Annotated in this window: 10 protein-coding genes and 1 other RNA gene; 7 read left to right on the top strand and 4 right to left on the bottom strand. The window is 68.1% G+C overall.

Annotated elements, in window-relative coordinates:
* Positions 1–184 precede the first annotated feature (184 nt).
* The 3 genes from EEJ31_RS10185 to ssrA all read left to right on the top strand — a co-directional run bounded on the left by EEJ31_RS10185 (position 185) and on the right by ssrA (position 3,830).
* Positions 185–2,326 (top strand): amylo-alpha-1,6-glucosidase, encoded by a 2,142-nt coding sequence (locus EEJ31_RS10185; protein ID WP_123046201.1) that lies wholly within the window; start codon positions 185–187, stop codon positions 2,324–2,326.
* A gap of 5 nt (positions 2,327–2,331) precedes the next feature.
* Positions 2,332–3,375, top strand: a complete 1,044-nt coding sequence (locus EEJ31_RS10190) for a glycosyltransferase family 4 protein (RefSeq protein WP_123046255.1) — start codon at positions 2,332–2,334, stop codon at positions 3,373–3,375.
* Between the two features lie 79 nt (positions 3,376–3,454).
* Positions 3,455–3,830, top strand: a transfer-messenger RNA (tmRNA) gene (gene ssrA, locus EEJ31_RS10195).
* 208 nt (positions 3,831–4,038) lie between these two features.
* Here the strand turns inward: ssrA and EEJ31_RS10200 are convergent.
* A complete protein-coding gene (locus tag EEJ31_RS10200) occupies positions 4,039–4,971 on the bottom strand; it encodes a LysR family transcriptional regulator (protein ID WP_123046202.1) in 933 nt (310 codons plus the stop codon).
* Positions 4,972–4,996: 25 nt separating this feature from the next.
* Complete coding sequence (locus EEJ31_RS10205) at positions 4,997–5,785, bottom strand: HpcH/HpaI aldolase family protein (protein WP_158603939.1); 789 nt, start codon at positions 5,783–5,785, stop codon at positions 4,997–4,999.
* A gap of 126 nt (positions 5,786–5,911) precedes the next feature.
* Here EEJ31_RS10205 and EEJ31_RS10210 point away from each other — a divergent pair, with 126 nt between their 5' ends.
* Positions 5,912–7,306, top strand: a complete 1,395-nt coding sequence (locus tag EEJ31_RS10210; protein WP_123046203.1) for an MmgE/PrpD family protein — start codon at positions 5,912–5,914, stop codon at positions 7,304–7,306.
* Positions 7,303–8,673 carry an MmgE/PrpD family protein gene (locus EEJ31_RS10215; protein ID WP_123046204.1) on the top strand — a complete coding sequence of 457 codons (1,371 nt, stop codon included), beginning with the start codon at positions 7,303–7,305 and terminating at the stop codon, positions 8,671–8,673. Before EEJ31_RS10210 ends, EEJ31_RS10215 begins: the two co-directional genes overlap by 4 nt.
* Positions 8,674–8,676: 3 nt before the next feature.
* On the opposite strand, the gene EEJ31_RS10220 is transcribed toward EEJ31_RS10215, so the two are convergent.
* Together EEJ31_RS10220 and EEJ31_RS10225 are read right to left on the bottom strand one after the other, a co-directional pair.
* Positions 8,677–9,858: an MFS transporter gene (locus tag EEJ31_RS10220; RefSeq protein ID WP_123046205.1), complete on the bottom strand. Its 1,182-nt coding sequence runs from the start codon at positions 9,856–9,858 to the stop codon at positions 8,677–8,679.
* Positions 9,859–9,931: 73 nt separating this feature from the next.
* A complete protein-coding gene (locus EEJ31_RS10225; RefSeq protein WP_123046206.1) occupies positions 9,932–11,017 on the bottom strand; it encodes an Ldh family oxidoreductase in 1,086 nt (361 codons plus the stop codon).
* Between the two features lie 201 nt (positions 11,018–11,218).
* Here EEJ31_RS10225 and EEJ31_RS10230 point away from each other — a divergent pair, with 201 nt between their 5' ends.
* Complete coding sequence (locus EEJ31_RS10230; RefSeq protein WP_123046207.1) at positions 11,219–12,358, top strand: 2-methylaconitate cis-trans isomerase PrpF family protein; 1,140 nt, start codon at positions 11,219–11,221, stop codon at positions 12,356–12,358.
* A 72-nt stretch (positions 12,359–12,430) separates the two neighbouring features.
* The gene (locus EEJ31_RS10235; protein WP_123046208.1) at positions 12,431–13,549 is read left to right on the top strand and encodes a Bug family tripartite tricarboxylate transporter substrate binding protein; all 1,119 of its coding nucleotides are present in this window, start codon (positions 12,431–12,433) and stop codon (positions 13,547–13,549) included.
* Positions 13,550–13,587: the final 38 nt, after the last annotated feature.

Consider the following 13,587-nt stretch of genomic DNA (forward strand, 5'->3'; position numbering starts at 1 on the left):
GACATCCAGAAGCTGACGCTGACCATCATCACGACCCTGCATGAAACAAGTCTTAACCCAACCAACCGACCACCCCAGAGGCGCGCCTTAAACCGCCGAATTGTTCAGCAGCCTCCTAGAACCCGGACCGCAACCGTCGCATACTGAAAGGTGCGGTGACGGGCTTCGGGAAGAGGAGCATGCGATGGCGGCATGGAACGCGGATACGCTTGCGCGCACCGCAGGCGTCGGGGCGGTCACAATCGTCTTCGGCTCGTCATTCTGTGTCTCAGGAGCCAACGGTGACATTGACGCGAACCGGCCCCACGGCTACTTCTTTCGAGACACGCGCCTCGTGTCTGAGTGGGACCTCTCCGTCAACGGACTCCCCGTTGAACCGCTGTCGTCCATGACCCCACAGCCCTACCGGGCCACCTTCGTCGGGCGTGCCGGTCACGCGCCCGGACGCGCGGACTCGCCGCTCGTCGTGCAGCGGGAACGGCGAGTCGGAACCGGCCTTCGGGAAGACATCACACTGCGCAACTTCTCCCGCGACGCCCTCGACTGCACGATCCAGCTTTCGTTCGACGCCGACTTCGCCGACATCTTCGAGGTGAAGGAAGGCCGGGTGCAGCACAAGGGCGAGCACACGAGCATCCATCAGGCCGACCGCCTGGTGGTGGAGTCGGTGCGCGACGGAGAAGCGCGCGGGTTCGTCGTGCACGCGCCGGATGCGACATTCGGACCAGACCGGCTCTCGTACCAGGTGACCGTCCCGGCCCATGGAAGCTGGATGCAGACCATCCAGGTGGTCCCGACGATCGATCACGTGGAGGTGGAGAGCAGTTTCCCGATCGACCAGCCGCTCAAGGAGTCCGAGCCGGCTCGCCGCTTCCTCGCCTGGCACTCCCACGTACCTGTCGCATCCCTCGAGGACGACTCCATCGAAGACGTCATCGATCGCAGCCAGAAAGACATCGGGGCGCTGCGCATCTTCGACCCGCAGCATCCCGACCGCGCGGTGGTGGCCGCCGGCGCCCCGTGGTTCATGGCGCTCTTCGGCCGTGACTCCCTGCTCACCTCCTTGATGGCGCTGCCCGTCGATCCGTCGCTCGCCCTCGGCACGCTGCAGACCCTCGCGGGTCTGCAAGGCGACACGGTCGACCGGTTGACCGAGGAGCAGCCGGGCCGCATCCTGCACGAGGTGCGGCTCGGGTCCGACGCCGGCCTCGCCCTCGGCGGCGGCAACGTCTATTACGGCACAGCGGATGCCACGCCGCTTTTCGTAGACCTGCTCGGCGAGCTGAGCCGCTGGGGCCTCTCCCCGGAGGCGCTCACCGACCTCCTGCCGCACGCCGATCGCGCCCTCGACTGGGCGCGCGATTACGGCGACCGCGACGGCGACGGCTTCATCGAATACCAGCGGATGAACGACCACGGCCTGATCAACCAGGGCTGGAAGGACTCATGGGACGGCATCAACTTCGCGGACGGCACCCTGGCCGAGCCGCCGATCGCGCTCTGCGAGATCCAGGGGTACCTCTACCGCGCCTACCTGTCCCGCGCGCTTCTCGCGAAGCAGCTGGAGAACGGTGACAGCGCCGCGAAGTGGACGAAGAAGGCGGCCGAGCTGAAGGCCGAGTTCAACAAGCGGTTCTGGCTCCCGGATCGCGGGTACTTCGCGATCGCCCTCGACAAGGACAAGCGTCCCGTGGACTCCTGCGCGTCGAACATGGGCCACTGCCTGTGGAGCGGCATCGTCGATGACGACAAGGCGGCATCCGTTGCAGAGCACCTGATGTCGCCCCAGATGTTCACCGGCTGGGGTGTGCGCACGCTCGCCTCGAACATGGGCGCATACAACCCGGCGAGCTATCACAACGGCTCCGTCTGGCCCCACGACAACGCGCTGATCGCCGCAGGGCTGATGCGCTATGGATTCGTGGAGGAGGCGCGGCGGATCGCGTTCGGACTGTTCGAGGCGGCCGACTTCTTCGGCGACCGACTGCCCGAGCTGTTCTGCGGATTCGACCGCAGTGAGTACACCGAGCCCGTGACGTATCCCAACTCCTGCTCCCCGCAGGCGTGGGCAGCCGCGACCCCGCTGTACCTCATCCGTACCCTGCTGCGCTTCGACCCCAACGTTCCCACCCACGAAGTGTGGCTGGCCCCGGCACTTCCCGAGGATTTCGGCGACCTGCAGGTCGACAACCTTCCCCTTGCCGGAGCGCGACTCACGATCGACGTGGTGAACGAGAAGACGAGCGTTTCCGGCCTGCCGGAGAACATGACCCTGCACCGGGAGCCGCGACCCGTGCACGCAGAAATCGTTCACCTCTCCCGGTGACCGGCATGCGCATCGGCATCGTCGCGCCGCCCTGGCTGCCCGTGCCGCCGCCGGGGTACGGGGGGATCGAATCCGCCGTCGACACCCTCGCGGTGGCGCTCCAGGCGGCCGGCAACGAGGTGGTTCTGGCCGCGTCGGATGACAGCACCTGCCCGGTGGAGCGCCTTCCCGGCTTCCCGCCGGCCGACCCAACCGCCGTCGGCAGCACCCTCGAAGAACTGCGGCACGTGGCGCTCGCCTACCCGCAGCTGACGGGGGTCGACGTGATCCACGACCACACCCTCGCCGGGCCGCTGTACCGCAACCGTCCGCCCCGCGTTCCCGTGGCCGCAACCGTGCACGGGCCCTTCGTCCCGGCGATGCTCGATGTCTACCGAGCCATGTCCCGGGACGTATCCCTCGTCGCCATCTCGCACAGCCAGGCCGCCACCGCCGCAGGCGTGCGGGTGAGCAGGGTGATCCACCACGCCATCCAGTACGTCGACGTACCCGTGGGAGCCGGGCGAGGCGGCTACGCGTGCTTCCTGGGCCGGATGGATCCGAGCAAGGGGGTGCTCGAGGCGATCCGGATCGCTCGCATCGCGGGAATCCCGCTTCGCATCGCCGCCAAGATGCGCGACCACAGTGAGCACGACTACTTCACGGAGGTCATCCGCCCGCTCCTCGGACCGTCCGTGGAGTTCATCGGAGAACTGGGCACCGCTGAGAAGTACGACCTGCTGGGAGGCGCCCTTGCGCTCGTGAATCCGCTGCAGTGGGCTGAACCGTTCGGCATGGTGATGATCGAGTCGCTGGCCGCCGGCACGCCGGTCGTCGCGACGCCGCGCGGGTCGGCTCCGGAGATCGTCGACGACGGCCGCACCGGGTACCTCCGAGACGGCGAAGCCGCTCTTGTGCAGGCACTGCAGCGGGCGGGGGAGCTCGACCGGGGACTGTGCCGCATGGCGGTCGAGGAGCGATTCGGTCCGGAGCGCATGGCGAGCGAGCACCTCGAGCTGTACCGACGGATGCTCGGCGGGAATAGCCAGCCGCAGGCATCCGTTGTATAGTGAAAGGCTGCACCGGGAAAAGCCGGTGCGGATTTGGCAACTCAACAGCGTGTGACAGGACCCACCATCAGGTGACCATGGGGATGATCGGTTTCGACATTGCCTGAGCAACTGTGAGAAGCGGGTCGAGGATGCAGGGTTATCTCGTAAACGATCTCTGCAAAACAATAAGTGCCAATTCAAAGCGCACTGACTTCGCCCTCGCTGCCTAAGCGAGCGCACTAAAGAAGTCCGTCAGGCCGGGAACGCCCTCTACCCGGACCCTGGCGCCAGCTAGAGGGCTTGCTCCTACATTGCGCCGCGGGGTGTAGGGGGACTCTAACGGAGGCTGGGCTCGTCGGATTAGGTGCCAGTGGCAAATTCCGGAGCCGAGTAGAACGCATTCACTGGATACACCCGTAGAAGGCACATGACCACAGCGATGGACGGGGGTTCAATTCCCCCCATCTCCACCACTGGTCCTGTCACACGTTGAGTGAGTGCCGCTGTTGGCTGGCGCCGATCCCGCATGGGCTGTCCGTGGGGCACATGGCGCCGCCGGTTGCGAAAGCAGGACCGATCAGGCGGATGTCATCAAAAACAGGAGAGATCGACCTGATTTCAGCGGCAGATCCTGTTTCCGCAACGGATGCCGGGGGTCGGTGACGAAAGCGGCGGGTGCGGTCACGACGAGCGATGCGTCGACGCCGACATCTGCTTCGCGGCCTCCACGAGCATCCCGGTCATCGCGTGCTCGACGGGCGTCGGACGGCTCTCTTTCATGCGGCCGAGAAGGATGCGGCGGTGCGGCACCTCGCCGGAGAGCGGCACGACCCGCACGTCGTTGCGCAGCACGCTGAGCGCGAGACGCGGCACCAGGGAGATGCCGAGGCCCACGGCCACCATCGCCTGCGCCTCCTGGTAGTCGTTCGCCTCGTAGGCGACCTTCGGGTAGAACCCGTGGTGGTTCGTCGCGCGCACGATCGCCTCGATCATCGGGTGGCGTTCGGCGCGCACCACCCAGTACTCGTCGAGGAGCTCGCGCACTTCCACCGTCGACCGGGACGCGAGCGGGTGGTTCTTCGACACCACGAGGTCGGTGGGGTCGTCCATGAGGTGCAGGAGCGTCAGGTCGGGCAGGTCCAGCCGCGACCACTGGTACTCCCACAGCAGGCTCATCGAGATCTCCCGGCTGGTGAGGCGGTCGATGAGGGCCTGGTTGCGGAAGCTGCTCACCGAGAGTTCGATGCTCGGATACTCGCCTCGGAACCGGCTGATCGCCGCCGGCAGCAGCGACGACCCTACCGTGGGGAAGGTGCCCATGTGCAGCGAGCCGGAGCGGACGCCCGCGATGTCGTCGAGGGAGTGCTGTAACGAACGCAGCTGACCCTGGATCTGCTCGGCGTGGTCGACGACCGCCTGACCCGCGTCGGTGAGGAAGATCCCACGGCTGTGGCGCTGCAGAAGCGGCTGCCCGGCCTCGATCTCGAGCTTGCGGAGTTGCTGCGAGATGGCCGAGACAGAATAGCCGAGCGCATCCGCCGCCTTCGTCATCGTGCCGTGGTGCGCCACCTTCGCAAGCAGGAGCACGCGTTCGGCGCTGGCGGTTCCGATCATGAGTGAAGGTTAGCTTAACGGATGCTCAGCCGCGTTGCGTGAGGGCCGTGAGCTCGTCCCACCCGGCCCGGTAGGCGTTCGCCAGGATCATCTCGGGCTGGTGGTAGACGATGAACCGTGCCCCCAGCTCGATCCATTCGCGCGCGTCCTCGGGGGAGTAGGCGAGCACGCCGGCCGTTCCACCGGCGGCGGCAACCCGTCCCACGAAGTCGCGCGCGGCCGCGAGCACGTCGGGGTGATTCGGGGCGTACCCGAGGCCGAGCTTCACCGACAGGTCGCCCCGGCCCAGCATGAGAACGTCGATGCCCTCGGCGATGATGGCCTCGACGTTCTCGAGGCCCACGGGCGTCTCGATGAGGCACACGGTCGCGACCGACTCATTCGACCAGGCCAGGAATTTTCCGAAGTCGTGCCGCTGCGCGCCGTGGCCCGAAGCCCGCGCCGCGGAGCAGAGCGTGCGGTCACCGGCCGGCGGGTAGTGTGAGAGCCGGAAGATCGCCCGCGCATCGTCCGCCGTCTCGATCATCGGCAGCACGATGCCGCCCGCACCGGTGTCGAGCGCCCAGAGGATCTCCTTCTCGTCGACGTGGCGGAGGCGCACCAGCGGCGTCACTCCCGCGGCCTCGCAGGCCCGCACCATGGTGAGCACCGTCTGCTCATCGGCGCCGGCGTGCTCCATGTCAATGATGAGGAAGTCGTACCCGATCGCACCGAGGATCTCCCCGATCGCGGGTTCCTGCAGCAGCGTGAGGCTGCCGAGCGCGATCCCGCCGTCCCGGAGCGTGCTGCTGACTCTGTTGCGCTGTGGGTACATCTGAGGCTCCCTCGCTGTCGATGCGTCGTCACGACCATATCGTCCGGAGTCCGAGTTCCACACTTGACGCACCGGCCCTCGACCCGCGACGCTACTACCGGGCGTCTCCCTCACCCGCGGAGCCGAATGCCCGATCCCTTCCGACAACGACGACCGGAGACGCTCATCACTGCTGCAAGCCGATTGGCCGACCATTTCACCTCGATGACCTGGGACAGCGTGCCCACCGAACAGGCAGACCAGCTCGGGCGGTTCCTCTTCGACTACCTCGGCGTGGCGGTGAACGGCAGCCAGACGGCCACCGGGCGCATCCTGGGCGACTTCGCCGCTGAGCAGGGCGGGCCGGAACAGGCGAGCGTCATCGGCCACGCCGGGCGCGCGACGGCGGTGAACGCCGCGTTCGCCAACGCCGTGTCGGAGCACAGCATCGAACTCGACGACATCGACGAACTGGCCCTGTTCCACTACGGGCCGCCGGTGCTCTCCGCCGCGCTCGCCGTTGCGCAGTGGCAGCGCCGTGACGGGCGCGCCTTCCTGACGGCGGTCCTCGCCGGGTGCGAGGCCATGTCCCGGATCAGCCGCGCCACCAACAACGCGCTGCGCAACCGCGGCTTCCACACCACGCCCACGTGCGGTGTGTTCGGCGCGGCCGTGAGCGCCGGACTGCTGCTCGGGCTCGACCGTGACCAGCTCACCAGCGCGCTCGGCCTGGCCGGGGCGCAGGCCTCGGGACTCATGGAGATGTACGGCCCATCGATGCAGAAGCGATTCAACCCTGGCCCGGCTGCCCGAAACGGCGTCACCGCCGCCATCCTCGCGCAGAAGGGCTTCACGGGCGCCGACACGATCCTCGAGGGTGAACGCGGATTCGGGAACGCCTTCGCCGACGGCCTCGACGCCGACGCCCTGCTCGACGGCCTCGGCACCGACATACCCGTGCTCATCGAGCACAAGCCGTACTCCGCGGCGCGCCCGATCCACAACGCGATCGACTGTGCCCTCGACATCCGCTCGCGCATGGGCGACGCCGTGCAGCGGCATGTGAGCGACATCACCGGCATCACCGTCCGCAGGCATCCCGACTGGGCCGGGTACCACCTGAACCCGGCCCCGCAGACCTTCCATGAGGCCCAGGTGAGCCTGCCGTACGCCGTCGCCGCGGCGTTCACCTTCGGCCGCGCCCTGCCCGACCAGTTCGCCGGCGAGAACCTCTGCCGGGACGACCTGCGCGCCCTCAGCGCGCGCGTCATCGTGGAGCCCGACGAGTCGTTGGCGCGCGGCGTCTCCTGCGCGATGACCGTCGACTTCGCCGACGGACGCCGCGAGACGAGCGTGGTCGACGACCCGAAAGGTTCGATCCTGAACCCGATGACGACCGCCGACCTGCGCGAGAAGTTCCGGTTTCTCACGACCGGACTGCTGCCGGCGGATGCCCCGGAGCGGGTGGAGGCGATGGTCGCCGACCTGCCCAACCAGGCCGACCTCGACGGACTGTTCGACCTGCTGGTGGTCAAGGCATGAGGGACGGCGCGACCGCGCAGCTCGCCGGCTTCGCGGCACGCCTGCGCTTCGACGACCTGCCGGACGCCGTCGTCGAGCACGCCAAGCTGTGCCTGCTCGACACAATCGGCTGCGGGCTGTTCGGATCGACCCTTCCGTGGGTGGAAATCCTGCGCGAGACGATCGCTGCCGTCGACGACGGTCGTCGCGCGCGCCTGTGGGGGAGCGGTGGGGCCGCATCCGTCCCGAATGCCGCGCTCATCAACGGAACCGCCGTGCACGCCTTCGAACTCGACGACCTGCACCCGCGCTCGATCCTGCACCCGGGCGCGGTCGTGGTGAGCGCCGCCATGGCGGCGGCCGCGCACACCGGCTCGCGCTCGGGACGGGATCTCGTGACCGCGCTCGTCGCGGGCTACGAGGTCGGTTCGCGGGTGGGGATGTCGATGGGGGCGGCGCACCTGTCGCAGGGCTGGCACCCCACCGGAACACACGGCACCCTCGCGGCAGCCGCGGGCGCCGGCTCGATGCTGGGGCTGGGCGACGACCAGATGCTCCACGCCCTCGGCACCGCCGGTTCGCAGTCGTCCGGGCTGATGTCCGCCCAGTTCTCGTCGATGGTCAAGCGGCTGAACGCGGGCCATGCCGCGCAGTCGGGCGTCACCGCCGCCCTGCTCGCGGAGCACGGCTTCCTGGGCATCCCCGACCTGCTCGAGAACAGCTACGGCGGTTACCTGTCCACGTTCTCGCCGAGCTCCGACATCGCCCTCGTCACCGAGGGCCTGGGGGAGGACTGGCAGGTGCTGCGGGTGGGCTTCAAGCCGTACTCGACCAACGGGAGCTGCCACCCGGCGATCGACGCACTGCTGGCGATGGAAGCGGAACACGGCATCACCGCAGCCGACGTCGACCGGGTCGAGATCGACTGCAGCACCGCCACCTTCAAGCACGTGGGCTGGCCGTACGAGCCGGTGAGCGTCACGAGCGCACAGATGAACCTTCCCTACATCGTCGCGGTCGTGCTCGCCGACGGCGACGCGTTCATCGACCAGTTCTCACCGGAGCGCATCACCGACCCGGAGCTCATCGAGTTCTCCCGGCGCGTGAAGGTGACCGCCGACCCGGAGATCGATGCGGCCGGGGACACGGCCCGGCACCTGACGAGGATCGCGGTGTTCCTGCACGACGGGCGCGTGCTCCGGGACGAGCGCAGGCACGCGAGCGGCAGCGCCGCCTCACCGCTGCCCGCCGACGCCGTTGAGCGGAAGTTCTTCAAGCTGGCCCGCACCGCCGTTCCCGACGACGCCGCGAAGCGGATCAGGGACCTGGTCGCCACGATCGACGACCTGCCCGACCTGGCGGACTTCGCGTCCGCACTCGCCGGGTAGCGCTCAGCCGTCCGCCGCTGCGGTCGAGTTCGGAACCGCCGAACTCGACCAGGCGGCGAACGCCAGGAGGATCCCGGTGGCCACCAGCACGCCCGGCGCGCCGGTCGCACTCGCGAACGTGCCGACCGTCGCCGGAAGGGCCGTCTGCCCCAGCCGGTTTGACGCCAGCCTCATCGACATCGCGAGACCGCGCGTTCCCGGCGGCGCGAGATCCGACACCCACGACAGGGTGATCGGCTGGCAGGTTCCCATCACGAACCCGTACACGCCCGACAGCACGACGAGCCAGAGCGGGGGCAGGGGAAGCGCGATGCACGCCAGCGCGAGCGCGGAGACGCTGATCGTCGAGATCAGCAGCCGCCGTCGCCCGGCCAGGAGCACCATGCGCCCCAGGGACAACCGCGAGGCCATCGACATCACCGAACGCGCGACGAGCATGGCGCTCACGACACCCGTCGAGATGCCGCGCTCGTGGCCGAGCGCGGGCGTGTAGGCGAGGAAGATGTCGAGCGACGAGAGCACAATGCTCGTGGCGATGAGGGACTGCGGGAGACCCCGGGTGCGCAGCAGTACGCCCGCGGTGCTGAGCATGCCGGGCGGCGACTCCGGCCGGTCGTGCGGCGAGCTCGTCATGAACAGCGACATCACCAGCATGGCGATGCTCAATGCCCCGCAGGACAGGAAGATCAGGTGCAGCGGCGGCAGCGACTCGGTGCCGCCGGGGAGGACTAGCAGCAGCGGGCCCAGTGTCTGGCCGACCGACGCCGAGAACGTGTAGAGGCCGAAGACCGAGTCGAACTTCTGCCGGTTGGTGGTGTTCCCGACCATCGCCTGCTGTCCGATGAGCGACACCAGGTGGCCGAGCCCGAGCAGCGCCGTGGCGACGATGATCAGGGCAACGGATGACAGGCCCGTCGTCGCGAGGATCGTCGCGGCGACGATGGCGATGGCACCGGCAACCAGCAGCCACCGTTCGCCGAAGCGGTCGTTCACGTGCCCGACCGGGAGCGCCAGCAGCAGCCCCGGCAGCGCGAACGCCGCCGAGATCACGCCGAGCAACGCGGGCGACGCGCCGGCGTCGAGGGCCGCGTACGACAGGCTGGGGCGCATGGCGTACACGATCGCCTGGATGATCACGGCCTGCGACAGGATGAGCAGCAGGCGGAGGGGAGGGGTGCGGGTCACAGACGGCCTTGCGTATTCATGAACGATGGGTTAAGGGATTGGCGACAGCCGGGGCTCCTGCGGCGGGCGCGCCTCAGGCGGCGGCCCCGTCCGGGTCGGCGATGGTGAACGCGACGCCGCACGTTCCGGCGAGCGTGCGGAGGTCCTCGAACGTCTTGTCGGGCAGCGAGACGCCGGCCTCGCGACTGGCGGCCTCCGCCCGTGCCTCGAGCTCGCCCGGGTAGAAGATCTCCGCCACTCCCGCCGCGCGCGGCACGGCCTTGGTGGAGTCGATGAGGTCGTCGATCCGCTCCCCGAACGCCGCGTCGCCGAGCATGGTGTCGACCTTGAGCGCGACGACGAGCTGCCCGCACCCGCTCGATCCCTCGGGGACATAGGGGCCGACGACGCCCGTGGCGAAGGAGCTCCCGGTCAGCACGCCCGACAGGATGTCCATCATGAACGAGATGCCGTAACCCTTGTGGCCCCCCACCGGCAGCATGATCCCCTCGAGGGCCGCCTTCGGATCCGTCGTCGGCGCACCGTCGCGATCGATCGCCCAGTCGGAGGGGATCGGCTGCCCCTTCTCGAGGGCGGAATAGATCTTTCCGCGGGCGACGCTCGTGTTGGCGATGTCGAGGATGACGGGCGGGTGGCTGCCGCCGGGCGCGGCGATGGACCACGGGTTCGCGCCCACCGTCTTCTCCTTGCCGCCCCACGGCGCCATCGCCGGGCTGCTGTTGGTGGTGAGGATGCCCACGCAGCCGGCGTCCGCCATCCGCCTGGTCCAGTAGGCGGCCGTGCCGAAGTGGTTGCTGTTGCGAACGGCCACGACGCCCACCCCGTGTGCCCCGGCACGCCGGACGGCGTCGTCGCAGGCGAGGCTCGTGAGCACCTGGCCGATGCCGTCGTGCCCGTCCATGACGGCGAGTGCCCCCGTGTCCACGACCGTGGTCGGGCGGGTGACGGACTGCATGGCGCCGGAACGGAGCCGCGCCGCATACCAGGGGAGACGAAGCATGCCGTGGGAGGCATGCCCCATCATGTCGGCGGTGACGAGGCTGTCGCTCACGAGGACGGCATCGTCCTCGGGAACGCCGAGCGCGACGAGGATGCCCGTTCCGAGCGAGGTGAGGGCCGTGGGGGAGACCAGGTGGACGGTGGATGGAATCTGGGACATGGCAGCATCCTTGCACGCGCGGAACCGCCCTCCGGCGCGCGATCAGTCATAAAGAACTGCTTAAGTGTCCGTGCACAACTCTGGACTTGCTTAAGTGGGCTTGACAGTCCAAGTTTGTAGAAACCGATTCCAGCGGGTGTGCTTCACACCGTGATCCAGCCCCTGGTGCCTGTGTCGTCCTGTAGCCAAAGAGGTCTTGAGATGAGAATCCCGACAACCGTGATGCGCGGTGGAACGAGCAAAGCGCTGTTCTTCCACGAGAAGGACCTGCCGGAGGCGGGCACGCTGCGGGACGAGTTCATCCTGGCCGCCTATGGCAGCCCCGACCCGTTCCGCCGGCAGATCGACGGCATGGGCGGAGCGGTGTCCTCGACCAGCAAGGTCGCCATCATCGGCGACGGCGCCGAACACGGAGTCGACGTCACGTATGAGTTCGGCCAGGTCGGCATCGACCAGCCCCTGATCGACCGACGCGGCAACTGCGGCAACATCTCATCTGCCGTCGGGCCCTTCGCCGTGGACGAAGGCCTCGTGACCCCGACCGACCCGATCACGCAGGTGCGATTCCTCAACACGAACACCAACAAGGTGATCGTGGCCCATGTGCCCACCCGGAATGGTCGCTTCGACCCGAACGGCGACTTCGAGCTGCCCGGTATCCCGGGAACCGGCTCCCGGCTGCGCCTGGACTACCTTAACCCCGGCGGATCCGTCACCGGCAAGCTCCTCCCGAGCGGAAACGTCGTCGACGAACTCGACGTCCCCGGGCTCGGCACCATCCCGGTCTCCCTGGTCGACGCCGCCAACCCCCTCGTGTTCGTTCGCTGGGAGGACCTGGGCCTCAAGGGCACCGAGCTTCCCGCCGACCTCGACGCCGACGCGGAGTTCCGCGCTCAGGTCGAGCGGATCCGGGCGCACGCGTCGGTCCTCGCCGGGATCGCCGACACCGTCGAAGACGCCACCAGGCTTGCGCCCTCCGTGCCCAAGCTCTCCTTCGTGGGGTCGCCCCGCGACTACCGCACCACCAGCGGCACCGACATCCGGGCCGACCAGATGAGTGTTCGGGCCGCGATGATGTCGATGGGCTGGCTGCACCCGTCATACCCGCTGACCGGCGCGATCGCGACATCCGTGGCCGCGAACATCCCCGGAACCCTCGTTCACGACGTCGCCGTCACCGAGGGCGACCAGGTGATCATCGGTCACCCCTCAGGACTCCTGCCCATGTCGGTCGACATCGAGCAGGACGGAGCCGGCTGGAAAGTCAACAGCGTTTCCGGCTACAGGACGGCACGGAGGCTCATGGAAGGCTTCGTGCTCGTTCCCGACGAACGGCTCTGAACACCCCAGTTCCTGTCCCCCCGGATTGGGAACGTTGCACCTACAAGGGAGTAGAACGTGAAAAAGAAGCACATGAGAAGCGCTGCGATCGCAGCGATCGGTGTCGTCGCGAGCCTCGTGCTCGCCGGATGCTCGGTACCCCAGCAGGGCGGCGGCGGCAAGGCGGGCGGCGACACCAGCGCCGACGCCAAGATGCCGTCCCAGGTGACGATGGTCGTGCCGTTCGCGGCCGGCGGCGGAACCGACACGTGGGCACGATTCATCGCCCCGTACCTGCAGCAGACCGTTGAGGGCAGCCCGAAGATCGTCGTCGAGAACGTCGAGGGCGGCGAGTCCATCACGGGGGCCAACCAGTTCGTGACGAGCGGCGGCACCGACGGCAAGCAGCTCCTGGTCACCTCCGGCAGCACGTACCTGCCCGCCCTCCTCAACCGCAAGGAAGTCAAGTACGACTTCACCAAGCTCATCCCGCTCATGGTCAACGGCACCGGCGGCGCCGTGTACGTCTCGCCGAAGACCGGCATCAAGAAGGCTTCCGACCTCGCCGGGTACGACAAGACCCTCGTCTACGGCGGCATCAGCGCCACCGGCAACGACCTCGTCACCCTGCTCGCCATGGATGTGCTCGGTATTCCGATCAAGGCCACGTTCGGCTTCGAGGGCCGCGGCCCGGCCCGCCTGGCACTGGAGCGCGGTGAGATCAACCTCGACTACCAGACCACCTCGGCGTACATCAGCCAGGTCGAGCCGATGGTCGAAGAGGGCAAGGCGACCCCGCTGTTCTCCTTCGGCGTTCCGGAGAACGGCAAGATCGTGCGCGACCCGGCCCTGCCCGACCTGCCCACCCTGGAAGAGGTCTACCAGAACATCAACGGCTCCGAGCCGAGCGGAACGGCCTACGACGCGTACCGTGCCTTCCTGACCGCGGGCTACTTCTACCAGAAGGGCCTGTGGGCGAACGAGGGAACGCCCGACTCGATCGTCAACGCCTGGCGTGACGCCGCCACCACGTTGTCGAAGGACGCGACCTTCAACGAGAAGGCCAAGGACGCCCTGGGCGGCTACCCGCTCATCTCGGGAGCCGAGGCCAAGGACGACCTGAAGCAGGCGTTCTCCATCAAGGACGAGGTGCGTCAGTACACCCTTGACCTGCTCAAGGACAAGTACGACGTCACGCTCGAAACCAAGTAACACCTGATGCCGGCCGTGCTGGGCGGGACGTGAGTCCG

The sequence above is a fragment of the Cryobacterium tepidiphilum genome (assembly GCF_003716325.1).
GTDB lineage: Bacteria > Actinomycetota > Actinomycetes > Actinomycetales > Microbacteriaceae > Cryobacterium > Cryobacterium tepidiphilum.

Bases quoted from the DNA above. Each gene is read 5' to 3' on its own strand.
- EEJ31_RS10215 (WP_123046204.1), top strand. From the start codon at position 7,303: ATGAGGGACGGCGCGACCGCGCAGCTCGCCGGCTTCGCGGCACGCCTG.
- EEJ31_RS10235 (WP_123046208.1), top strand. From the start codon at position 12,431: ATGAGAAGCGCTGCGATCGCAGCGATCGGTGTCGTCGCGAGCCTCGTG.
- EEJ31_RS10190 (WP_123046255.1), top strand. From the start codon at position 2,332: ATGCGCATCGGCATCGTCGCGCCGCCCTGGCTGCCCGTGCCGCCGCCG.
- EEJ31_RS10210 (WP_123046203.1), top strand. From the start codon at position 5,912: ATGCCCGATCCCTTCCGACAACGACGACCGGAGACGCTCATCACTGCT.
- EEJ31_RS10225 (WP_123046206.1), bottom strand. From the start codon at position 11,017: ATGTCCCAGATTCCATCCACCGTCCACCTGGTCTCCCCCACGGCCCTC.
- EEJ31_RS10230 (WP_123046207.1), top strand. From the start codon at position 11,219: ATGAGAATCCCGACAACCGTGATGCGCGGTGGAACGAGCAAAGCGCTG.
- EEJ31_RS10185 (WP_123046201.1), top strand. From the start codon at position 185: ATGGCGGCATGGAACGCGGATACGCTTGCGCGCACCGCAGGCGTCGGG.
- EEJ31_RS10200 (WP_123046202.1), bottom strand. From the start codon at position 4,971: ATGATCGGAACCGCCAGCGCCGAACGCGTGCTCCTGCTTGCGAAGGTG.
- EEJ31_RS10205 (WP_158603939.1), bottom strand. From the start codon at position 5,785: ATGTACCCACAGCGCAACAGAGTCAGCAGCACGCTCCGGGACGGCGGG.